Origin of the sequence: Streptomyces aureus (assembly GCF_000725495.1) — a bacterium.
Taxonomy (GTDB): domain Bacteria; phylum Actinomycetota; class Actinomycetes; order Streptomycetales; family Streptomycetaceae; genus Streptomyces; species Streptomyces aureus_B.
Map to the genome: position 1 here is coordinate 1 of NZ_JNZD01000035.1, position 21,898 is coordinate 21,898.

Consider the following 21,898-nt stretch of genomic DNA (forward strand, 5'->3'; position numbering starts at 1 on the left):
GGTGTCCGGTTTGGTGAGGGTGCGGGTGAACGTCTCGTCGAACAGGGGTTTGTTGTGGTGGATCGGGACGGGAACGGTGGCGGCGTCCTTCCAGCCGCTTTTGCCGTCCTTGGAGTACTGCAGGGTGACGGTGGGGTGGGCGGGCCAGTGGGCGCGGGTGTTTTCGTAGGAGACGTAGCCGTGAGTTCGCAGGGCTCCGTCGTCGTCGAGTGATGCGCTCAGCCCGGTGTGCGTGGTGTAGGCGACGTGCAGGCTGAAGGGTTGGGTGGCGGTCAGCTGGAAGGGCATGTCGCCCGTGCCTGCGATGAGTTCGCCGCTCGGGGCGCCGCCGCCCGAGGAGGGGATGTGCAGGGTGTAGTTGCCTTGGTTGTCGGTGGTCGTCTGGCCGGCCACATGCGCCCGGTCCTGAAACCCGGTGGGCGGGCGGACATGTCTCGGAGCGCCCGACGAGTAATCGAGCCCCAGTCTGCGCAGACAGTATGTGTGGCCGGTTCTCTGCTCCTCTCGTTCATGGGAATGTTCGGAACCCTGATCGGCAGTGGTCTGACGGGTTTCCTGGCGCTGCGGTCGGAGCGCGCCAAGCAACGGGCTCTGGAACAACAGGAGGAACGCCAGTCACGTCATCGGGAAAGGCTTCAGGAACTCGATCTCCGCCTGGAGCACCATCGATGGCGTCGAGAGCACCGGAAGGCGATCTACGAGGAGTTCGCCGTGAGGTCCCAGACAGCGCGGATCGCTGCTCTCGACTATCACCGATGCAGCCTGCCCGGTGTTCCGGAGGCCGCGCAGTGGGAGGAGATGCGTCTGCGCGGCAGATTGGCGTATCGGGAGGCACTGCAGACGTCGTACGCGGTCGAGTTGCAGGGCCCCGACGAGGTGGCCGCACGGGCGGGTGACTGCATAGCCAGTCTCCGGGACCTGATGAACTGTGCTGAGGAGCATGAGGCCAGGGCCGTGGCAGGGCCCCTGAACAGCGCTGACGTCGTGGACATGGGCGAGCAGATCACGCTGCGCTTCGACGACGCGCAGCGCGTGCTGCGGCTCTTCACCCGCGCCGGACGTGAGGCTCTGGACCGGCCCACACCGCCGGGCTGAATCCTTGGGTTCCGTGGCGTACGAGGGCAGCGCCCACAACACTGCAGCCAATCCGGCACCTCCCACCCGCGATCCGGCTCCGGGACGGCGGCTGCACGGCACCACCGCGCGCCCCTCGCTCCGCTGGGCGTGCAGGGCAACGACCCGCGTGATTGCGAGGCGTCCAGCGAAGTTGCCTGCGGCTGCACGGCGGGAAACGTCTCGAAGGCCGCTGAGAGCGGCCGACCACCCGGTGTTGCTCTGGGATGCCGACGGCTGGGAATCGGACTGGGGACAGGGCTCTCATGACGGTTTGCTTTATGCGGCCCCTGTCATGCGAGCCAGTGATAGGGCAGCCGTAGGACTGCGGCCACTTCCGCGGCAGCGGCAGCAGCGTGGGGAGGAACGCCTCCCTCGACCAGGCCGCGGGTCAGGTGCAGATGAAGCGACTGCAGGGTCGCGAACGTGTTGAACGCCCACGGCGGCACCGGGCCGTGACCGCCGGCCTCCAGCGCCTTTGCGACCACGGTCAGCCACCCTGTGGCCTGCTCGGCTGACAGGCCGGGAATGAGGAGGATGCGGCCGATGGCACGGGCCAGACGGGCATCCTCCAGCTGGACGTATCGGTAGTCGGTCGCAGCCGTCATTCGGCGGGCACACAGCTCCAGCAACTCCGCGCGACGATCCGGCAGGGCTTGCGCGAACGCCGCGGCCGCGTCGGCGCCATGGGCGACGGCGTGCAACCAGCCCAGCGAGTCGTCCCAACCACGGGTGTCGTGCTCGCTCGTGTACCAGGCGGTGAACGGGACGTACCAACGCTCCGCGGCGGCCTTCGGAACGGTGCCGGGCTCGGCCACCGCGCGCGCCAGCACGCATCGCAGGACGAGCGGTGCGAACGTCCTCGCCTGGATCTCGGGGTGGGTAAACCGATCCGCGGCTGTGTCGCCGAGGTCCTCCAGGACCTCATCGAGCCGGCCGTCACCTATCCAACGTGCCGCGGCGGTGTATGCCTGATCATCGCGGACCTTGGGGTCGGGGGAGACCAGCATGGCCGACAGCTCATCGCTGACCAGGGATGCCGGAACGCCTTCAGGAAAGGGGAAGCCCGCGGCGGCGATGGACGACCAGGTGAAGTGATGCATAGGCATCGTGACACCCTAGTCACAGCTTCGCCGCGGAGGAACAGCTACGGGACGGAGCAGGTGGCGATGCACGGGATCGGGCCTTGGCGAATGAGTGGGAACCGAGATGCCCGGGGCGACCTCGTTGCGGAGGTTACCCCGAGTGCGAGGCCGACTACCTCACGTTTCACACCCGCACGAGAGTGTCAACGTCCTCTTTCCTCTCCCGTACGTCGGGATACACGCACCGTTCCGCGCGCACCGTCACGTCGACCTTGGGTGTGTCGGCCGGGACGTAGGGCTCGTGGAACCAGTTCCACCACACCCCTGTTGTGATGCCGGGGACCAGCACGGGGCACGCTGGTCCCCGGCCTTGATTGTCATCCCAGATCGGGGGGATCGGAGCGCTGGGGTTCTGGAACGGCTCCGCTCTCTTCTGCGCGGGAAGGCTGCAGCGAGTCCAGGGTTCGCTCGAGACATCATGATCACGTGGCCCGGTTCCCGATCTCCGTCCGCTGGTAGCCTCTCCACGCGCTGACCAGCGCGGCCGTCCGGAGATCGATCCTGCGGCTCCGATCTTCGAAAGAGTGACGTGATCAAGCGGGTACACCTGACCGTCGGCGTGGTGTTGGCGGCAGTCATAGCGATGTCCGGATGCGGTACTACGAAGCCGGGCAACGCCAAGTCGTCTCCGCACTCCGCGTCAACGGCGGGCTCCGGCAGCACGGTCGGCGCCCGCCGCGCCGACTCCGGGTCGCCTACCGGTGAGAACGCCGACGCTCGGCCTGCGCTGCCGACCGAGCGTTCCACTCCCACGCCGTCCCCGTCCGTCACCCGCCCGTTGAAGGACGGTACCGCCGTGCTCGTACACTGCGCGGATGCCGACGACCCCTACACGACGGCCGTCGTCAGGAATCCGAACGGGCGCGAGGGCACCTTCGGCTTGAAGATCCACTACAAGGACGCGCACGGCTTCACCATGGGCGAGACCTACGAGCAAGTGCTGGTGGCCGCGAAGGGCAGAGAGCGAGTCCGGGTGGCCGCGGCCAGCTTGGGCCCCATCGACGAGATCTCTCGCTGTGAGGTCAGTCCCCGGGCCACCGCCGTACATTGACGGCCTCCGGCGCCCACGCCGGCCGACGACAGCCCGGGCGCCCCGCGACGACCAGCCCGCCGGCCTCCGGCCGACCGACTGTCACGGAATGGGGGGCCGGGCCCGTGCAGCGTCCCTGGCAGGCCGGCTGGTCATGAGCCCAGGCGAGTCATCATCTCCGTGCCCGGCGAGCACCCGCGCCGCCGACCACCGAGCCGGAGTGTCAGTGCTGCGCTGTACGTTGCGGTCATGGGGATGTATCTGGTGAGTGTGTGCGCGGAGGACTGGTTCACCGAGGACGAGGACGGGTGGGGGGATGTCGCCACCGCGTTGAACGGGGAACTGCGGCTACGGGGGCTGCCGCCCTACGAGTCAGTCCCCGGGGAGGCCGACTTCGTCCGAGGTTCGGGGCAGACCTTCGAGGAGAAGCTGATCCCCTCGATGGACGGTTTCTGGGACCTGTGCCAGGCGCACCTGTCGCGCGAGGACGCGGAGACCGTCTGCGGCTGGACGCTCCTGGTGCCGTTCTCGCTCGACGGGACGATCACCCTGCCGGTCGAGTCCGGCTACTCGGACTCAACGGTCGTCGTGGGTGCTCCTCAGTTGCTGCCGATGGCGCAAAGACTGGCGGCGGCCGTCGAGCTCCCGCCCGAGACGCCGCAGATGTGCGACAACCTCGACCTGACCACCTGGTTCAGGGACGGAGCGGCGAAGGAACTGGCCACCGCGCGCCCTGGGCCGTGGAGCGACGACCTGGACACGGCGTTCTACGTCGCGCTGTTCCTGCGCGCTGCCGAGCACTCCATACGGCGGGGCTGCCCGATGGCGTACTGCTGACCCTGAGGACCGAGAGGGGGGCACCCTACGGTCGCTTCCGGCCATTGCCGTGGGCCGGTGTTTCGTCGGCGTAGGCCGGGCTACTCGCGTGGTGCGGCCGTGGGGGGCCGCTGTGGAAGCTCGGAGGGCAACTCCGGGGTGCCGCCGACCGAGTTGGGGTCGGTAGCGGCACGGTCGGGCTCGCCCGCGTGGACCTCTTGGGAGGGCGGGCCGGGCCCGTCCACGGTGATCGCCCACGGCGGCCCGGTCGTCGATCGGCGGTCCACCGTTCGGAACCACTGGCGTCGACTCTCAGAGGCGGGGTTGGAGCGAGGCAGGGGCCTGGGCTCCGAGGCACAACTCACGCGAGCAGGAACCGCCCGTTGCTTCGGCGATGTCGGCGACGGCGTCGACGGCGTCGACGTCGTCGTCCAGGTGGTGGCCGGCGCTGAGGTGGCGCCGGGTGGCTCATGCGGGGGCCTCGTGTTTGTCACCGTCGGGCTCGGATGTGATCTGGTACGACAGCAACTGCTGGAAGAGGCCGGGCTGTTGGGAGAGCTGGGCGTAGGTGCCCTCCTGGACGATCTTGCCTTCGTCGAGGACCACGATGCGGTCGGCGATGGCGACGTTGGTGATGCGGTGGGTCACCAGCAGTACCGTCCGGTCCTGGGCGAGGGCGCGCAGCCGCTGGAAGATGCGGTACTCGGCGCGGGGATCGAGGTTCGCCGTCGGCTCGTCGAGGACCAGCAGACCGGCCTGGCGGAAGAACGCCCTCGCCAGTGCGATGCGCTGCCACTGGCCGCCGCTGAGCTCCTCTCCATTGAGCCACTCGCGGGCCAGCAGGGTGTCCAGGCCGGAGCCGAGCTTGTCGACGACCTCGTTGGCGTCGGCCGCCTCGCATGCCTCGTGGACCGCCGTGTCGCCGCGCGCGTTGGGCTGCCCCTGGGTCACGTTCTCGCGCACGGTCAGGGGCCAATGGGCGTAGTCCTGCGGAACGAGGGCGACCTGCTGCCACAGGGCTTGCGGATCGCAGTCGCCGGTGGGGAGGCCGTCCCACAGAACCTGCCCGCCCGTGGGTAGGTAGAGCCCGCTGACCAGCTTCGACAGCGTCGACTTGCCCGAGCCGTTGAAGCCCACCAGCGCCGTGACCTCACCCCGGCGCAAGGTGAGGGAGACGTCGGACAAGGCGTCGCGGTCCTTGCCCGCGTAGCGGTGGGTGACCGACTTGACCTCGATCCTTTCCGGCGGCTCGGGACGGTGTGGGCCCCGGCGCATGCGGAAGCCGCCGGCCTTGTCCAGGAAGCCGCTCCAGTCGTCCATGTACAGGCCGGTCCGTACGGCGCGTGCGCCGACGGCCACCAAGCCGCGGACGGACATGCCGACGGTCTGCAGGGCGAAGACGGCCGTGCCGGCATGTCCGACGGTGATGCGACCGGTCGCGAGCAGCCATACGACCGCCGCCCACACCACTGCCGACCCCAGCCCTCCGCACACCGCGCCGACCAAGGACATACGGGCGCCCTGGTCGGCCGCGGCCCGGTCTTCGCGATTGATCCGGGCGACGGTGTCCCGGTACCGGCCGGACAGGAAGTCGGCCATCGTGCCGGCGCGGATCTGGTCGGCGGCGTCCTTGGTGTAGATGTGCCAGCGGAGCACGGACAGCATCCGGTTGTCGCCATTGCTGCGCAGGTTCGCCAGATAGCGGACACGCGCGGCGCTGACCTGGGCCACGGCCTGCGGCAGGCTGGCTGCGACGAGGAGCGGGAGCAGGACCCAGTGCACGCCGGTCAGGACGACGGCCCCGGCGAGGAAACTGGCGGCCGAGGCGATGAGGTCCTGGCCCTCGTTGATCAGGTCGCCGGTGACCTGGGCGCCGCGGTCGGCGGCCTCCCGGTCACGGTTGAAGTCGGGATCGTCGTACGCGCACAGCTCGACCTCGGCGCAGCCGGTCAGCAGCATCTGCTCGGCCTCACGTGACATCAGCGGACCGAGCCGGGTGGACAGCCAGTTGACGGTGATCCCGAGCAGTGCGCGCACGCCGGCAGCACCGGCGAGCAGAGCGACCGAGGGCCACGCCTGAAGGAGCCGATGGTAGACGTCCCCGTCGCGAAGCAGCGCGGTGAGGGTACCGGCGATGGCGACCAGGCCCAGGGCCTGTACGACACCGGTGACGGTCTGGCACAGCAGAAGGCCGATGGTCGCGCGCCGGTCGACGCGCCAGGCCAGGGCCAGCGAACGGCGCACCAGTTGCGGCAGGCGGCGAGCCATGTCGCGCATCCGGATCGAGCGGCCGGCTGCCTCACGGCTGCCGGTCAGGTCGACGTACCGCATCCGAGGCTCGGGGACGGCCGGGGGCGCGAGGGCGGTCTCGGAGGGGGTGGACTCGGACGGAGCGGTAGGGGAGTCGGCGGGCGTTGCGGGGGTGGTGCGCGGTCCCGGAACGCCGTCCGCTGATGCATCGGTGGGCTCACTCATGCCGCCCACCCCATATCCGGGCGTGATGAGGCCCGGAGGCCGGTACGCGACATCGGCGCGGGGGACCGGTGTCCGTTTCCGGAGCGCTGGGGCACGGGAGCGGGGATCGGATTCATGACATTCCTTGTCTGCGGGGGCGGTGAAGGGCGAGGAGGCGTCGTCGCCAACTGGCCAGGCACGGGCGGTGGGTTGCGGTCCTGTGATGGTGCCGGGCTCAACGACCGAGCAGGCCGGATCGAACACACGTGTTTGAGACGAAGCAGCTTCCGTGCGGGAGTGAGGAAAGGTCTCGTGCAGAGGGCATGCACCCTTGAGATGCGCGGGTTTCTCCTCGAGGGGGAGTGGCCGAAACGCCGCAGTTGATACACATGTGGCAGATGATGTTCGCTGTAGGGCCCGGTATGTCCCTGGCCTCGCGCGTCGGATCCATGAGTCGCTCAGGGGTCGGTGATCTCGTGCACGGCCTCGTGGTGTTCGGGGGCGTGCTGAGACCGTTGGCCGCTGGGGGCATTCGGCGGCCAATGCAGTTCGGTTGTGGCGTGAGACAGCCCGGAGCCCTGCTGCCCCGCGCGCCGACGTGGACGTCGCTTCTCTTGGCGCTGGTCGAGGGTTTCCTGAGCGACTTGGCGCCGGGTTTGGTCGCCTGGTCGGACCTCGAGGCCGAGGAGGGCCAGTCGGAGCAGCCTGCTTCCGAGCCGGAGGCCGCACCCTTTCGCGTGTGGGTCCGCAGCGTTGGCCCGGTCTCATACTGACCGGCAGGGCGTGCTGACGCGGCCCAGGCGGCGGCACCCGGCGAGCCAGGACATCGTGCGTTCGCTGACCCAGCGGCGGCGGCCCAGAGGTTGGGAGAACTCGACTCCACGGCGGGCGATGCGGGGGACGATGCCCACGTGACCACAGCCATTGCCTCAGGTGGCCATAGTCGTAGCCCATGTCTCCGTGGAGCTTGTCCGGTCGACGCCGACGTGGCCCTCGGCAGGATCGGATGGGGGGAGAGGCCGAGCACCAAGGGCTCCAGGCCCTGGCTGTCGTGCCAGTTCGTTCCGGAAATGGCGAGCGAGATCGGCAGCGTGGTGCGGTCGCAGATCTGAACCTGGTCGGGGACGAGCGCAGGCGGGGGTCTAGCACGGCTCCTGCCAGAGTGGCTAGGGGGCCCGGGCTAGCGGGTGGAGTGTGCTCCCGCGCTCAGTACCTTCACCTGGGCCGCAACGATGTCGGCGGGCACCTTCGGATAGATGTCGGCGCGAGGAATGGTTTCCATGGCGTTGAAGATGGCGACCGTGGAGCCCGAGCGGATGACGACGACACTCTCGGGGATCTGGATCGGGTCCTTACCCGGCGTCTTCATCAATCCGGTGATGCGGAAGGACACACCCTCGTCCCCCGTAGCCGGGCCGCCGGTGGGCGAAACCTTCTCTGCACCTCCGGTGAGCGTTGACGAGGTGAAGGCCTTGCAGGTCCGCAGGGACGTGCGGAGTTCGTCGACGACCCGGACCGCGTCTTCGTACCGGTAGGAGACCAGGTAGAACGTGGCCAGGCCGCTCGCGCCCTGGGCCATGCGCATCACGCTCGCGACCGGAGTGAACCGGCTGCTTCCGGCAAGAGCGCTGGCGACCGGTCCGCACGCCGAGGGATGCGTGGCACTGTGAGGGATGGCGGAGACGACACCGTCGCCCACACCGTCCGTGCCCACCCCGATCGTGTTGACGCTGACCCCGGGAAGGTCGCGCTCATCGAGGACCACCTCTTCCAGCCGGTCCTGAACCAGCACCGGAACACGGGCGGTCGACTTCTTCGTCTTCGAGGCCCCGGAACCGTCCGCTTGCTTGCCGCTTCCGCCGGCCGGCGCGTGTGCCGCGGAGGAGTCGTTGGCACCGCACCCCGTCGCTCCGAGAACCAGAGCCAGGGCCGCAGCACCGGCTGCGCATCTTCGATAAACGGCGTTGTTCACTGCCCACTCCCGGATCATGTGTGTGGAGAGGCAGAGTACGGCCTTGACCAGGCGATTCGATCAGGAGGTCGGTTGTCGGCGGCGGCGCCTGCTTCGAGGACGGTACGGAGCCGCGCCCGCAGCTCCGTACCGTACGCCGTACAGGGCGTCTGGGCGCCCAGACGAGTCAGTGGCTGCCGCTACCGTGCGCAGTGCCGGCCGGACGGAGAGCGTTAGGGCTGCGGCGAGGGGGGCCGGGGGTAGGAAGGTCCCCGGCTTCCGGCGCGTGCGGGTCGCCAGAACCCCAGTGCGCTCGGTCAGCTTCAGGACGACTGGCCGGGGCCGATGATCGTGAGACCTGCTTGCTCGGCGAGCCAGTGTGCGTACGGCTCCATCATCTGGCGGCTGTCGATGCTGATCTTGCGGACGTGGACGAGGACGGAGTGGTCATCGGCGGGCTCGTCGAGGTCGCGAGAGCGGGTGTTGAACAGCAGCGTCACCTCGGCATGTGTGGACTCGCCATGGAGGTTCCGCTCGGGCACGTCCGGCCAGTACAGCCACTTCCAGTTGATCCAGCCCATGTTCGGTCCGATGGCCGCCGCGAAGACGTCCTCGATGCTGTCCACCGGCAGGTCTCCCAGTTCGTACTCCACCGGCAGCCGCCCTTCGTACGCCGCAGGATCGGCCGGCAGATCGGGTCCGAGAACACCTGCGACCAGCGGGGGCCAGTTCTGCAGAGGCACTCCGTCGAACTCTGTGTCGTCCCACCGCCCCGAGAACCGTCCCTGAGGCAGTTCCCTCGCCATCCGGCGCACCTCGGTGAGGGAGCAGAGCTCGGCGAACACATCGACCTGGGAGTCCTCGTGACGGCCGAACTCCATAAGTCGGCGGGCCGTGCTCAGGGCTGCTGGGAGGTCGGGGGTACGGAAGATGGGGTAGGCGATGTCGATGGACATGGGGTGACTGTGCCACGGTCCGTTCCCCCAGGTCATCCCGTTTCCATGTGGCGAAAGGACCCTGTCGGGAGCGAGCGGTTGCATGGTCCACGGGCTGCTGCCCCTGGCCCGGCCGGAGAACACGGCCACCACACCCGAATCCCTCGCCCTGGGCGCCGTCCTGGCCGAACGCGCCGCGATGTGGGAGGCGTTGGCCGCCGAGCAGCAACTGGGACTGCCGTCACCAGGACCACGACCGGTCTCCTGGTGCAAGTTCTCCTGGGGTGGCGGACTCGACAGTGCTCCGAGAAGCGGCGTTGTCAGTGGGCTCTGCCAGGGTGTGTGTCGTGGACGAACTGGTGGAACACGTCGATGATCAAGATCGCTTGTCGGGGGTTGTGGTCAGCCGCCGACAGGCCGTTCAGGAGGGTTGGCTCCACCGGGTCGCGGTGACGGTGTGCCGTGATGAGCGCGGGCGAATCCTCGTTCACCGGAGGGCGGAGCAACTGTCGCGCTTTCCTGGGCTCTTCGAGGTCGTAGTCGGTGGCGCCGTGGGTGTGGGCGAATCCTATGAACGGGCCGCCGCGCGGGAACTGACCGAGGAGCTGGGCATCCGTGTGCAGCCACGCCCGCTGTTCAGGTTCGTCAACCGCATCGGTTTGAGCCCTCACTGGCTCGGCGTGCACGAAGCCGTGGTGCCTGACACCGTGGCCGCCGACCCCGAAGAGGTCGCCTGGCACGGCTGGCTGACTGAGCCGGATCTGCGGTCGGCACTGCTGGAATGGCCCTTCACCCCTGACAGTCACGAAGTCTTCCGCCGGTACCTGACGTTCCGGGCCGTGCACTCCTGATCTTGCCCGTTTCTCCGGCTGGGGCTCGTTGGGCGGTGGCGCCCGGCCTCGGAAAAGCATCGAGAGCACGAGGCCACCAGTGATCAGCCCCTGCTCATCAATTGAATCGCCGAACACATACTCAGGAGATCTCCTCGTGTCCACGCTGTATGACTTCAGCACCTGGCAACCTTTGCTGCGCCTGCTGTACGCCGCCCACGCGGAAACGCTCACTGCGCCCGGCGGGCAGGTGGCGGGGCAGATCAGTCCTGGAGGATGGAGTGTTCCGCTGCCCTTCCGGCCGCCACAGCCGGGGCGTGCCTCACTGGTGTCCGACAACCAGGACCAGTTCGACGCCGTGGGCCGGATCGTTGAAGCGCTCAAGGAGAACGGGAGCGACGGTGTCCCCTTCGTCGTGGAAGCCTCTTCTGCTCCCGGAAATGTCCGGCTGCATCTGATCAGCCTGGGCTCTTCCGTGGAGCCTGGTGTCGCGACCGCGCACCCGGGCACGCTTCTTCTCGCGGACGGGGCGCTGCCCGAGCCGGTACGCCGTCTGCCCGAGCCGGTCCCGGGGGCAGTGCCGGCTCCGACCGCGGATGTGGAACTGCTGCTGCGCACCCTTCGCGAACGGCTCCCGAACGCGGTGGGCGCCTCCGACGATGAGATCGCAGCGGTCGAGGTGCGTCTGGGCGTGCCGCTGCCTGCCGAGTTGAAGGCCCTGTACCAGGTCGTCCGGAGCCGGTACGAGGACTGGGACGACCACCAGGAGCCGTACGACACCGTCGGCTGCGAGCTTCTTCCTCTCGACGGGGTCTACGTCGCCGACGCCGCTTCCCGGCGTGTGCTGTGGCAGTTCGGCGCCACGGACGCGGTCGAGACGGGACCGGAGGACGCCGTGCAGGGGCTTGTCGGCTCGCCGGGCTGGATCGTCTTCGGTGACAACGGCGGTGGAGACCGCATCGCCATCGACCTCACACCGGGTCCGGACGGGCACGTCGGACAGGTGATCATCATCAGTCACGAGGAGAACATCGGTGCCCGGCTGGTCGCCGACTCCCTCACCGACATGATCGTCCACCGTCACTTCGACGGTCGGCGGGCCAGGAGAACCGAACGGCCGCCACTCGTCGCCCACGTCAATCACGCCTCCGTCCCCGGCGTCGAGGCCGCCGCCCACCCTGGACTGGAGGTCCTCAGTCTCGGGGTATGGAAGAAAGAGCCTCTCAGCCTCGCCCCCGTCTTCGGCCTGCCGCGTCTGCGGACCCTCATCGCCTGTCCCGGCACCCTCGCCGATCCCCGCGAGATCGCCCGACTCACCCACCTTGAGTATCTGAAACTCCCGCCCGCGGAGTGGCGCGTCCTCCTCGATGCCGGGGCTGTGCCCACCGAGCTTCTCGCCGCAGGCATCGAGTCCCACCGGCAGCAGGACAACCCGTTGCACACCATCGCCCTCGCCAACGAGATCCTCGCCCTGTACGGTCGGCCACCGATCGTCGGCACGGCGCTGGAGGGAGCGATCTAGCAACAGGGGTCGCTGCACGATGGCGATCCGTCCGCCACGCCGGGCCGGTGGAGGGCCCGGCCCTTCGGGTCCTTTCGGGTCCTTCGGGTCCTGGAAGGCTCCGGGCTGCCCGCAGGCGAAGCGGCAGGGGGAACGCTTAACGCATGACGGGCGGTCTGGTACCGTGCACGGCGTTGGTCTGGGAACTGTTCGAGGCATGAGGAGGTGGGTTGATGACCGTCGGGTTCGGCGCTGCCGTGTGCAGTGCTTCCGCCATCCCCGCCTTCCGGGCCCGGGGCTGACGCCGCGACCCTTCGTCCGTTCAGTTCTCCGGGTCCTTGATCTCTCGACAAGGAACCCTTCTCTCGCCATGAGTGACTCTTCGTCCGACCTGACAAAGTTTCAGCACCTCATTGCCGTCGACGGTGCACCTCGCGCCGCGACCTACCCTGCCGACTGGGTACTCGAGAACCAGATGGGGCCCAACGCCCTCTGGCTCGTCGACGAGCTCACCGCCGCGATGGATCTCCGGCCGGGCATGCGCGTGCTCGACCTCGGCTGTGGGCGCGCCCTGACCTCCGTCTTCCTCGCCCGCGAGTACGGCGTCCACGTCACCGCCGGGGACCTGTGGATCGACCCGTCCGAGAACTGGGAGCGGATCCGCGCGGCCGGCGTCGAGGACTCCGTCGTCCCGCTGCGCGTCGACGCGCACGACCTGAAATTCGCCGAGGGGTACTTCGACGCTGTGGTCTGCGTCGATGCCTACGAGTACTTCGGCACGGACCACTGGTTCCTGCAGTCCCTGCTGCGGTTCGTCCGGCCAGGAGGGCAGATCGGCGTCGTCACCCCGGGTACCGCGCAGGAACTGGACGGACAAGCGCCCGAGCACCTCGAACCGTGGTGGGACTGGGAGTACAACGGCTGGCACAGCCCGCAATGGTGGCGTCGGCTGTGGGAGTCGTCGGGGAAGGTGGACGTCGAGCGTGCGGACCTCCTGCCGGACGGCGCTGCGAACTGGCTCGCCTGGGAGGAAGCGGTGCTCGCGGCCGACCCCGAACGGGGCTCGGCCGGCGTCGCCGCGTTGCTGCGGGCGGACGCTGGACGAACGCTGGGGTTCGCCCGGATCGTTGCACGGAAGCCGGAGACGGAAGCAGCAGGGGACGGTGGCGAGCGGACCTCGCTGTGGAAGCCACCCGTCTCCGAACCCGGCGTGCTGGCCCAGCGGTTGACGCTGCCGCAGTATCCGCGGAGCGCGGCGTACGACCCGGCGTGGATCATGGCCAACGTGATGGGACCGCACCCGCTGTGGCTGATGGAATGGCTCACCGGCGCGATGCGGCTGGAGCCGGGCATGCGGGTACTCGATCTCGGCTGCGGGACGGCTCTCACCTCGGTGTTCCTGGCCCGGGAGTTCGGCGTGCACGTCACGGCCGCGGATCTCTGGATCGGGCCGGGGGAGAACTGGCGGCGCGTGCGGGAGGCCGGCACGGGCGCTGGATCCGTGACGCCGATGCGCGTCGAGGCCCATGAACTGCCCTTCGCCGACGGGTACTTCGACGTGGTCGTGAGCGTGGACGCCTACCACTACTTCGGGACGGACGTCCGCTACCTGCCGACGCTGGCACGGTGCGTGCGGCCCGGCGGGCAGATCGCGATGGCGGCACCGGGTACCCGGGTCGACTTCGACGCCGAGCCGGTGCCGGAGCAATTGTCGCCATGGGCGGCCGACGCGGACTTCTGGACGTTCCGGACCGCGCAGTGGTGGCGGCGGACCTGGGAGCGCAGCGGGGTGGTCACCGTGGAGACCGCGGACGCCCTGGAGGACGGCTGGCGGGAGTGGTTGCTGTGGAACCGCACCTGCGCGGAGTTCGCCGACCCGGAGTGGACGTCCGGCCCGGCCCAGGAGGACCCGATCGTCGCTGACACGGGGCGGTTGCTGACCCTCACCAGGGTGATGGCCACCCGGGACTGAGCCTCCGGCGCCGCACGCCGCACGCCGCACGCCGCACGCCGCACGCCGCACGCCGCACGCCGCACGCCGCACGCCGGGCGCCGCACACCGGGCGCCGGGCGACCAGGCCGGGCTCGTGCTCCGCTGAGGAGCCCGGGCCCGGCCGCGTCGTGTTCCGCTCCGCGTACCGCGGCCGGTCCGACGGTTCAACGCCACAGGCTCACATGGTGGCGTCAAGGCGGATGTGATGTGCTTCTCGGGATCTACCCCGAGGAGCACATCAAGTACTGCAGGTCGCCGGGCTGAGGCGGGCCCGCATCAGGGGACGACTACTTCCACTCCTGGTAGTCGCCGCCGTTCGCCGGCTCCCCGTACACCTGGTGGTTCGAGTTGCTGTCGAGGTACCACCCGGTGGCCTTGTTCCTCAGCTTCCAGTGCCCGTTCGACTGACGCTCCTCGTACCAGCGCTCCCAGTCGTTGCCCTTGCAGCCTTCCAGGTACACGTCGTGGTCCGAGTACATCGTCAGGCAGACGTTCTTGCCCCCGGCCTTCTCGAACCAGCTGCCGTCGCTGTTCTGGTAGTCGGCCCAGTCCTGGTTCCCGCCTCCACACGAGTTGGTCTGGACCTCGACGAGGTTGCCGAAGAAGTCAGTCGTGTATTCGAGGCAGTAACCGGTATGGGCATCGGTCCAGGTGATGCCGCTGCCGGCAAAGGCTTGGGGCGAGACGCTCACAACAATGGCCGGGATCGCGGCCGCCGTCATCAAAGTCTGGACTACTCGCTTGCTACGCATCGTGTTTCCTGCTCCCTCGTGATTGCTGCCTACTGCACCTGTCCCGTCCTGAGGACGTGAATGTGCAGCAGCTCGGTCAGCCTGGTCTGCGGCGAACCTAGTGCGAGGTGCCACGTCGGCGAGCACCTCATGGGACGCCGAGGTCGCCCCTGGGACGCGGCGGGATGGTGACAGTACGTCATTCGGCAGTAGCTATAAGTCGTGTACTTCGGGGCGTTGTTGCTGGTCAGCAAGACGGCTGCGGGCACGAAGGGCGGCGGCTTCCGCCTCGATCACAGGGCCGGCCGGGGGCTGTCCCGCGCGGCATCCCTGAGATGCATCCCGCGGCACCTCCCATCCCGGGATGCGTCCCAGGGACACACGACGTCCGGAGGGACGCTGCGCGGACGGCAGTCACCTGGTTCGCCACGTCGTCGCAGTAACCGCACCAGGATGCGCCCTCACGGCCTTCCGGCCGTGAGGGCGCATCCCCGTTCCCGTCGGACTCGGACGAGCCCTGACCGACATGCGGTCGAACTCGCGATGTCGCTCAGGCACTCAGTCGCTCAGATACTCATCCGCCGAGGCATCAGCGATCGACCGCGTCGCGCGGTGTCAGTCGGGTGGCATCAGCGGCATCGCCTCGCGAGCCGGTCGACTCCAAATGCTTCTCCAGGAAAGCGATCTCTGCCGCGACGGCCTGTTCGTGTGACTCGAGGAACGGGGCATAGTGAGTGCCTGTCAGGTGAACCACTTCGTGCTGAGGCGCGTTCTGGGCGGCCCGGACGGCGGGGCCGGGAAGCACGCTCTGGTCCTGGTCGCAGACGACGACCAACAACGGGCACCGGATACGGGAGGCGTGGCGGCCAGGCTGGTACGTGCCGATCTGCAGGGCGATCCGTGCGGCGACCGTCTGCTCCCAGTTCGCGTGGCGGCCGTCGGGATCGAGGGCCCGGTCGCCGTCCATGGCGTCGGGCGTCGTGAGCGAGGCGACCGCGCCGCGTGGTCCTGCTGTCGGGACCAGCAGCGGCGGCCGCCCGACGCGGCTCCCGAGCGCGTCCGCGACACCACGGCCGAACAGACGCAGGGCCGCCAGGGGCGTCATGGAGCGCAGTGCGTGGGGAGCGAGTGCGGGGCCGTCGACCAGCGGGGTCTGCGCGATGGCACAGGCCAGCTGCGGGTGCTCGGCCGCGACACGGAAGACGTGGCCGCCTGCGAGGGAGAAGCCCCACACCGAGATCCGGTCCGGGTCGACGTCCGGCAGGCCGCTCGCGTACTCGATCGCGGCATGCCAGTCCGCGACCTGCTCGTCGAAGCGGACGATCTGGCGCGGAACGCCTCCGCTCTCCCCGAACCGTCGGTGGTCGAAGGCCAGGACCGCGAAGCCGGCGGCGTTGAACCGCGCTGCGAAAAGGTCCGAGGCCGGCTCCTTCGTCACCGAGGTTCCGCCGGCCATGATCACGCATCCGCCGTTCGACCCCGGATAGTGCCAGGCGGCACACGAGGTGTCACCGCTGGAGAAGCGTACTTTTTCCCGTTGCTTGAACGCGGGCACATGGACCTCCGTGGTGAATCGTCGTTCTCGAAGTGCTCTGAAAACCGCAGGTCTGCGGCATCGCCGCACCGCACGCCACCTGCGCCGAGCAGCCGGCGTCGGCCCTGAGGAACTGGCCCCGAGGAACTGGGGTCAGCCCCGGGTCAGCCCCTCAGGCCGGGCGAAGCGGATGCCTTCCATGTTTGGGGAACAGCCCCCTGGACGCGCTCCGCGCAGCGGCAGAATGAGCGAAACTGTCCTGCATGGCGCACGCATCGACGGATTCGGTACTGAGCCTCACGGATCAGCGGCTGGTGGCCGCGCTGCAGTGCGACGGCCGCCTCACCGCGGAGCGGGCGGCCCACGTGCTGGGGCTCAGCCCTGCCACCGTTCGCCGCCGCCTGCACGCGCTCGCCGCGGACGGCACCGTGCGGGTGGTGGTCTCACCGGTCGCGCGACCGCGGGCCGGCGGATCGGCCGGGGCCCTGTTCCTGCGCATCCGGGTCCTGCGGGGAAAACTCGACACGATCGTGGCCGCGCTCGCGGCGCGCGAGGACATCCCGTTCATCGACGTCACCACGTCGGGGGACGAGATCTTCGCGGTTGCCCGCACCGAGCCGGGTTCACGTGACCCGTTGGTCTTCCGCCAGTTGCCCTCCACCCAGGCGGTGACGTCCCTGGAGAGCGCCACGATCCTGCACGTCTTCCGGCTCACCTCAGAGTGGCAGCACCAGGTTCTGACCGGGCCCGAACGCGCGGCGCTCAGCCCGTCCCGGCCGGACCCCGAGGCGGCGGCTTCCGGTTCTCCGAGCTCGTACGGCTCCGGTTCTCCGGGCCCGTACGGCGTCGACACCGATGCCCTGGAAACGTCCCTCATCGACGCCCTCACCGGCGACGCGCGTCTGAGCGCGGCCGCCCTGGCCGCCCGAACCGGCCACCCGGAGAGCACGGTGCGCCGCCGCCTCACCCAGCTGACGGCCCAGGGACGCCTGATCACCCAGGTCCTGGTCGACCCGCGCCGCCTCGGGCTGCCCATCGAGGCCAAACTGCTGCTGCAGGTGGCCCCCGACCATCTTGCCGCCGCGGGGCAGGCGCTGGCCGACCACCCCTCGGTGCACGGTGCGTTCGCGACGTCGGGGCCCTCGAACCTGCACGCGGCCGCCTACTTCCCGGACCTGACGGCCCTCTACGGCTTCCTCTCCCGAGACCTGGTCGGTCTGGGCATCACCCATGTCGAGACGGCCATCGTCAGCCGTGCCGCAAAACGCACTCCCGCGCCGGTCCAGCCAGTGCCAGGCGGCCGGGCCCGGGCGAACGCCGTGTCGAAGAGCCGGAACTGACAACTTCCTCGACCAGCCGAGTCGACGTTGACCTCGAAGGGCAGGGGCGGAAGGGAGCTGCCCGACCCATGGCCTCACGAAATTGCCGGGGCTCAACCCCACGGTCGGCGTCCGGCAGACTCCTCAACCCGGAGCACCTTTGGATGTCGACTGGCGTGAACAGCCGGTCTCAACCGCCTGCCACGGGCTTTGAGCCGATGGCTGCGCAGGCTGCCTCCGTAGTGGGGTAGCCGTCCGCCGGGTAGATCACCGGCCCGCCGAGCTTCCCTTGGCCGTCGGTGGCGGAGGACTTGCCGCTGTCGGGCTGGGCGTTGGGGAAGTAGCAGGCGGCGAACCGGGTCGGCTCGGGAACCTTTGGCGCTGTGCCCTGTGCGGGCTGGTTCCACATCCGGTCCCAGTCCGCCGCGCAGGAACGTGCAGCGTCCTGCGGATCGAAGTCCTTCACGGCATTGAGCGGCAGTTGGCTCAGGTCCGCCTCGGGCGACAGCGTACGGGCGCACATGACATTGGTCCCGTCCTCGCCCCACGGCCCGAGCGTGGCCACGGCAGCCGTGGTGGCGCCGGCGAGGAGGACGCCCGTGACCGCACCCACCATGAACAGGTGCCGCCGCCTGCCGGAACCGGCCGTACCCGGCGGCTGTTCGGTACGCCGCAGGATCTCCCGCAGGACGGCCTGGCCGTCCTCGGACACCGCCCAGGATCCGGCAGAGCCGTCGGTACCGTCGTCGGTGGGGCGCAGGCAACGGATGGCGTCGAGGTCGGAGGCCTGGCCGCGCTGGGTGACGGTCTGCTTCATGCTGACTCCCCTTTGGTGAAGTGGACCTGGGCAAGAGCGCCATGGACCGGCTGCGTGTGGTCTGGACAGGGCAGCGCCGCCCTGAACCTCTTGCGCGCCCGGTGCAGGCGCACGGCGAAGGCGGTGGCCGTGCAGTCCATGACCTGGGCCGCCTGCTTGGCCGTCAGTCCGTACCAGGCGCTCAGCACGAGCACTTCCCGGTCCTGCTCGGAAAGCGCCGACAGCGCGGCGGCCACCTCGGCCCGCGCCCCTATCGCGTCCCCGATCTCCGCGGCCTCGGTCCGGTCGGCCATCACCGCTAAACGCTCGGTCAGCGCGCGGTGGCGCTGGTCGGAGCGCACGCGGTTGGCGAGCAGCCGCCGGGCCGAGGCGAGCAGCCACGGCAGAGCGTCGTCAGGTACAGAGCCAGACTTGCGCCAGGCCAGTACGAAGGTCTCCGACAGGATGTCCTGTGCCGTCTCCCGGTCCGTACGGTGCAGCAGATACGCCAGGACCCGATCGGCGTGTGCCGTGTAGAGAGCCTCCAGAGCCCGGTGTCCGGCCGGGTCACCGTACTCCCCGGCCGTTGATCGTCGTCGTCTCACAGCACCTCCATGTTCCGCCCGTCAACGCCTGTCGATGGCTGTCAACGGCTGTCCATCAGGAGATGTCCGGCCGGGAAGGATCTCTTACAGCCCAGGACAGATCCAGGCGCGGATCATGCCGGCAGGCGCGACACGGAGCACGAGTCTGCCGTGAGGAAGCACCCAGCGAGAGTCACCCCCGCGCGATCACCACCCGGCTCGGGAGGGAAAGGGGGACCACCACGGCTGCCGACCTGACCCCATCACCATGCCGTCAGGCGACAGCAGATCCTCCCTAAGGGTCACTGATCGCCCACTGGGAGGGCTCCCGCCGTTCTCTGCGCGTCACTGCGATCCCGCGTCCACCAGCGTTGCGGTGATGGGCTCGAGCTCGGCGACCAGCTCGTCGAATTCGGCGGGAGACAGGGCCTCGTAGGGTGGGGCGGCGAGGTCGTCGGTCAGGGCCTCGATACGACGCTTGAGTTCGCGGCCGGCGTCGGTGAACCGGCCCTCGCCGTCGACCAGCCCGCGCTCGCGCAAGCCGTCCATGACCGCGGCCAGCCGCTTCGTGGGCAGGTGATGGATGCGCCCGAACGACTCGGGCGGGTGGATCCCCTGCTCCAGCGCGGAGAGCACGTGGGCCTCCGTGCCGCCGATGCGTGCGCCGACGAGCGCGGCGATGTGTCCGTCACCGCGGTGCTCGCGCAGCATGGTCGCGCAGTGCCACAGCCGGGCAACCGGGTCGCTCGGCATCTCCAGGGTGCGCATCCCCGCGTACATCACGCGGCCTTGTGTGGGGGCGCTCGTGGCGGCCTTGGCGGTCAGATCGGCGGCACGTGCCAAGCCCGGGGAGCCGGCCAGCTCGTCGCCGAGGATCCGCCGCAGCGAGGCCGCGCTGCCCCGCTCCCGCGCCGCGACGGAAGCTTCCGGTGGGATGGTCTCCCACGCACTGGGGATGTGCCGTGCGGCTTCCCCGTCGGCGAAGTTGTAGAACGCGGCGTGCACGACCTGCGCAGGTACACGCCCCAGCGGTGCGGCGCGGCTGGCGAAGTAGCCGTCCCAGTAGGTGCGGTGGCCGAGTGCGGCCAGTTCCTCGTTGCACTCGTCGGCCAAGTAGGTCACCAGGCAGATCGGCTCCAAGAGCTCGAACATGCGACGGGCGATGTGAGTCGTCGGATGCACGTGCGCCTTGCCCATCGGGCTCTCCGTTCGTTGCGTCGTGTCGGATTGGACCACCCGGCACAACGAAATTCATCGGTGAGAGAACCGGATCGGCGCAAGTCGGATCGGCGCCTTCGTATCGCAGCCACGGATACGTGCCGGCCGTCGCATGCTTGGCCCGCCTTTGCCACGCCGTTGACACTCCGCCACCCCTGGACGGAAAGGGAGAAGTCAGTCCGTGGCGATCAGCACGCCTCCGTCATCGTCTCGCCAGCCGATGCTCACCGCGCCGTCGGCGACGTCGCGGACGTCTAGTTCCCTTTCGTCGTCCGGAACGGTGACGGCCGGCAGAGGCAAGGTGTGGAGCAGGCGGCCGGTATCCAAGTCGAGTACGAGCAGGTCGGCGCGGATCCGATGGCCTGTGTCCGGCCCGGTGAGAAACGGTTGACGTACGACGTACACCCTGCCGTCGGCGATGTCGGGGGACCCGTATTCCTGGCCGGTCGGCGCCCGCAGTTGCCAAGCAAGGTGTCCGCTGCGGGTGCGGTAGGCGCGTAGGAGAGTGTCGTGCACCTCGGATCCGTCATCGGGGTCGATGGCCGACAGTACGATGCCGCCTCCCGATGCGACCGCATCCCACCAATCCGAGTTGGTGACAGTGCGTCCATGGGCCCCTCGGCGGTCCACGTCGAGCACCTGGGTCGCCGACGGGTTCTCCGGGTCCGGGATGACGAGCGTGTGCGCACCTCCCCTGACCATCAACCTTGGGGCCGCGGTGCGCTGCTGCCACAGAACTTTGCCTGTGCGGTTGTCGATGCCGAGCAGGAGGTTGTACGCATCCCTGTTGACGCTGGCCACGTTGCAGGCCACGGGGACGACGGTCAGGTGTCCGGGCAGGGCGTACACAGCAGTGATCACGAGTACGTCGGGGCAGGACTTGGGCGTCCGTGCGGTCCACAGACTCCGGCCGTCGCGCTCGGCGAAAGCACGCACGGCACCGGGAGCCTCGGTGATGGCCTGGCCGCCGGCAAGCTCCGTGGTCCGAAAGCCCTTGGCATGCCGGATGTCTACGTGCCACAGCGGCTTGCCCGTGCGCAGATCGATGCCGGCGAGCCTTCCGTCACCGAAGGCGACGACCACGGTGCGTTCCGACACGTCGAACGTATGCACACCGGGCGCGGAGGCCGGGCGCTCGAAGCGCCAGTATTCCTTGCCGGTCCGTACGTTCACCGCGGTCATACCGGAGGACGAATCCGTCTGCCGTACGTACAGTCCGTGGACTAGGGCTTCATCAAATCCCGAAGGCCTTCGTACGACATGTTCAGGCGCGACCGGGGCCGCGGAGCCCAGCGCGGCGGGAAAGGGGCCGTGGGCTCCAGTGACCACGTCCCGTGGCTGGTGCCCGTGCCCCCACACCTGGCTCGTCGTGAGGAGGAGCAACACGATGAGAAGGCCCCACACCTGACCGCTGGTCACCGCCCGTACCTGAGTAACGTTCGGAACAGGCGTGCCCGGTCCCCCCGACAACCCCACCCCTGGTTCGCCCAGCAAATTCATCCGTTGCGCCACAACAGCCCCCCGGCCGCGCCCCTGATCACCGTGACCCGATGGCTGAGGGATTCTCACCTTCCGTTGAAGAGCGGCACAAGAGCTGCGTCGGGATCGCAACGTAGAGCGTCGTCGAGAGAGAGTCCTGGTCGTCTCCCAGATCGCGGGAGTAGGCATGCAACAGGGCAGCCATGGATGTGCGGCCGGCCGTCTCTGCCAGGATCCGGGCGAGTACATGACGGGCGTACCAACTGCCCGATTCCACGGCCGCCGTGAGGTGCGCCTCCACGTACGGGATCAGCTCCTGTTGCCGGGCGGCTATCAGCTCATCTTCGATCTCTTCAAGGGCATCGACGTCGCAGTCCGGGTCCACAAGCCCGGTCGCGAGCTCGTCGAGGCGCACTGTGAGATCACTTGCCGGCCGCTCGTCGTCCAAGCCGTCCTCCTCATGGTCCTT

At 69.0% G+C, this 21,898-nt stretch carries 19 protein-coding genes; 7 read left to right on the forward strand and 12 right to left on the reverse strand.

The window, feature by feature from the left end; genetic code table 11:
• Positions 1–393 (reverse strand): hypothetical protein (locus IO36_RS32590; RefSeq protein WP_037625213.1); only part of this gene is annotated, 393 nt, incomplete at its 3' end.
• A 90-nt stretch (positions 394–483) separates the two neighbouring features.
• Between IO36_RS32590 and IO36_RS32595 the strand changes: the two genes are divergently transcribed.
• Positions 484–1,095: a hypothetical protein gene (locus tag IO36_RS32595; RefSeq protein WP_037625215.1), complete on the forward strand. Its 612-nt coding sequence runs from the start codon at positions 484–486 to the stop codon at positions 1,093–1,095.
• A gap of 311 nt (positions 1,096–1,406) precedes the next feature.
• On the opposite strand, the gene IO36_RS32600 is transcribed toward IO36_RS32595, so the two are convergent.
• Positions 1,407–2,216, reverse strand: coding sequence for a DUF2785 domain-containing protein (locus IO36_RS32600; RefSeq protein WP_051901111.1), 810 nt, complete (start codon positions 2,214–2,216; stop codon positions 1,407–1,409).
• A 571-nt stretch (positions 2,217–2,787) separates the two neighbouring features.
• On the opposite strand from IO36_RS32600, the gene IO36_RS47150 reads away from it, so the two are divergent.
• Together IO36_RS47150 and IO36_RS32610 are read left to right on the forward strand one after the other, a co-directional pair.
• Complete coding sequence (locus IO36_RS47150; RefSeq protein WP_158997619.1) at positions 2,788–3,309, forward strand: hypothetical protein; 522 nt, start codon at positions 2,788–2,790, stop codon at positions 3,307–3,309.
• 228 nt (positions 3,310–3,537) lie between these two features.
• Entirely contained in the window at positions 3,538–4,125 is a 588-nt protein-coding gene (locus IO36_RS32610) for a hypothetical protein (protein ID WP_037625217.1), read from the forward strand.
• A gap of 447 nt (positions 4,126–4,572) precedes the next feature.
• On the opposite strand, the gene IO36_RS32615 is transcribed toward IO36_RS32610, so the two are convergent.
• The 3 genes from IO36_RS32615 to IO36_RS43435 all read right to left on the reverse strand — a co-directional run bounded on the left by IO36_RS32615 (position 4,573) and on the right by IO36_RS43435 (position 9,465).
• Positions 4,573–6,435 (reverse strand): ABC transporter ATP-binding protein, encoded by a 1,863-nt coding sequence (locus IO36_RS32615; RefSeq protein WP_037625219.1) that lies wholly within the window; start codon positions 6,433–6,435, stop codon positions 4,573–4,575.
• A gap of 1,303 nt (positions 6,436–7,738) precedes the next feature.
• A complete protein-coding gene (locus IO36_RS32625; RefSeq protein WP_037625223.1) occupies positions 7,739–8,350 on the reverse strand; it encodes a hypothetical protein in 612 nt (203 codons plus the stop codon).
• Positions 8,351–8,832: 482 nt separating this feature from the next.
• Positions 8,833–9,465: a hypothetical protein gene (locus IO36_RS43435; protein WP_158997621.1), complete on the reverse strand. Its 633-nt coding sequence runs from the start codon at positions 9,463–9,465 to the stop codon at positions 8,833–8,835.
• Positions 9,466–9,791: 326 nt separating this feature from the next.
• Here IO36_RS43435 and IO36_RS32635 point away from each other — a divergent pair, with 326 nt between their 5' ends.
• The 3 genes from IO36_RS32635 to IO36_RS49235 all read left to right on the forward strand — a co-directional run bounded on the left by IO36_RS32635 (position 9,792) and on the right by IO36_RS49235 (position 13,747).
• Positions 9,792–10,295, forward strand: a complete 504-nt coding sequence (locus tag IO36_RS32635) for an NUDIX domain-containing protein (RefSeq protein ID WP_425535564.1) — start codon at positions 9,792–9,794, stop codon at positions 10,293–10,295.
• Positions 10,296–10,431: 136 nt separating this feature from the next.
• Positions 10,432–11,796: an SMI1/KNR4 family protein gene (locus IO36_RS32640; RefSeq protein ID WP_037625225.1), complete on the forward strand. Its 1,365-nt coding sequence runs from the start codon at positions 10,432–10,434 to the stop codon at positions 11,794–11,796.
• Positions 11,797–12,145: 349 nt separating this feature from the next.
• Positions 12,146–13,747, forward strand: a complete 1,602-nt coding sequence (locus IO36_RS49235; protein ID WP_342455136.1) for an SAM-dependent methyltransferase — start codon at positions 12,146–12,148, stop codon at positions 13,745–13,747.
• A gap of 308 nt (positions 13,748–14,055) precedes the next feature.
• On the opposite strand, the gene IO36_RS32655 is transcribed toward IO36_RS49235, so the two are convergent.
• A complete protein-coding gene (locus IO36_RS32655; protein ID WP_158997623.1) occupies positions 14,056–14,520 on the reverse strand; it encodes an RICIN domain-containing protein in 465 nt (154 codons plus the stop codon).
• Positions 14,521–15,088: 568 nt separating this feature from the next.
• Positions 15,089–15,955, reverse strand: a complete 867-nt coding sequence (locus tag IO36_RS32660; protein WP_078943582.1) for an alpha/beta hydrolase — start codon at positions 15,953–15,955, stop codon at positions 15,089–15,091.
• A gap of 341 nt (positions 15,956–16,296) precedes the next feature.
• Between IO36_RS32660 and IO36_RS32665 the strand changes: the two genes are divergently transcribed.
• Entirely contained in the window at positions 16,297–17,373 is a 1,077-nt protein-coding gene (locus IO36_RS32665) for an Lrp/AsnC family transcriptional regulator (RefSeq protein WP_051901114.1), read from the forward strand.
• 169 nt (positions 17,374–17,542) lie between these two features.
• Here the strand turns inward: IO36_RS32665 and IO36_RS32670 are convergent, their stop codons facing one another.
• The 5 genes from IO36_RS32670 to IO36_RS47155 form a co-directional block, all read right to left on the reverse strand.
• Positions 17,543–18,169, reverse strand: a complete 627-nt coding sequence (locus IO36_RS32670) for a hypothetical protein (protein WP_037625230.1) — start codon at positions 18,167–18,169, stop codon at positions 17,543–17,545.
• Positions 18,166–18,753: an RNA polymerase sigma factor gene (locus IO36_RS32675; RefSeq protein ID WP_037625232.1), complete on the reverse strand. Its 588-nt coding sequence runs from the start codon at positions 18,751–18,753 to the stop codon at positions 18,166–18,168. The genes IO36_RS32670 and IO36_RS32675 overlap by 4 nt, the downstream gene beginning before the upstream one ends.
• 324 nt (positions 18,754–19,077) lie before the next feature.
• Positions 19,078–19,884: an SCO6745 family protein gene (locus IO36_RS32680; protein ID WP_037625308.1), complete on the reverse strand. Its 807-nt coding sequence runs from the start codon at positions 19,882–19,884 to the stop codon at positions 19,078–19,080.
• 240 nt (positions 19,885–20,124) lie between these two features.
• Positions 20,125–21,450, reverse strand: a complete 1,326-nt coding sequence (locus tag IO36_RS45140) for an outer membrane protein assembly factor BamB family protein (RefSeq protein ID WP_280923768.1) — start codon at positions 21,448–21,450, stop codon at positions 20,125–20,127.
• A 37-nt stretch (positions 21,451–21,487) separates the two neighbouring features.
• Complete coding sequence (locus IO36_RS47155) at positions 21,488–21,877, reverse strand: hypothetical protein (RefSeq protein WP_037625236.1); 390 nt, start codon at positions 21,875–21,877, stop codon at positions 21,488–21,490.
• Between the last annotated feature and the right edge of the window lie 21 nt (positions 21,878–21,898).

What these genes read in the sequence shown, in the direction of transcription:
- IO36_RS32600 (WP_051901111.1), bottom strand. Translation starts at nt 2,216, where the DNA reads ATGCATCACTTCACCTGGTCGTCCATCGCCGCCGCGGGCTTCCCCTTT.
- IO36_RS32610 (WP_037625217.1), top strand. Translation starts at nt 3,538, where the DNA reads ATGGGGATGTATCTGGTGAGTGTGTGCGCGGAGGACTGGTTCACCGAG.
- IO36_RS32615 (WP_037625219.1), bottom strand. Translation starts at nt 6,435, where the DNA reads ATGCGGTACGTCGACCTGACCGGCAGCCGTGAGGCAGCCGGCCGCTCG.
- IO36_RS43435 (WP_158997621.1), bottom strand. Translation starts at nt 9,465, where the DNA reads ATGTCCATCGACATCGCCTACCCCATCTTCCGTACCCCCGACCTCCCA.
- IO36_RS49235 (WP_342455136.1), top strand. Translation starts at nt 12,146, where the DNA reads ATGAGTGACTCTTCGTCCGACCTGACAAAGTTTCAGCACCTCATTGCC.
- IO36_RS32655 (WP_158997623.1), bottom strand. Translation starts at nt 14,520, where the DNA reads ATGCGTAGCAAGCGAGTAGTCCAGACTTTGATGACGGCGGCCGCGATC.
- IO36_RS32660 (WP_078943582.1), bottom strand. Translation starts at nt 15,955, where the DNA reads ATGGCCGGCGGAACCTCGGTGACGAAGGAGCCGGCCTCGGACCTTTTC.
- IO36_RS32665 (WP_051901114.1), top strand. Translation starts at nt 16,297, where the DNA reads ATGGCGCACGCATCGACGGATTCGGTACTGAGCCTCACGGATCAGCGG.
- IO36_RS32670 (WP_037625230.1), bottom strand. Translation starts at nt 18,169, where the DNA reads ATGAAGCAGACCGTCACCCAGCGCGGCCAGGCCTCCGACCTCGACGCC.
- IO36_RS32680 (WP_037625308.1), bottom strand. Translation starts at nt 19,884, where the DNA reads ATGTTCGAGCTCTTGGAGCCGATCTGCCTGGTGACCTACTTGGCCGAC.
- IO36_RS45140 (WP_280923768.1), bottom strand. Translation starts at nt 21,450, where the DNA reads ATGAATTTGCTGGGCGAACCAGGGGTGGGGTTGTCGGGGGGACCGGGC.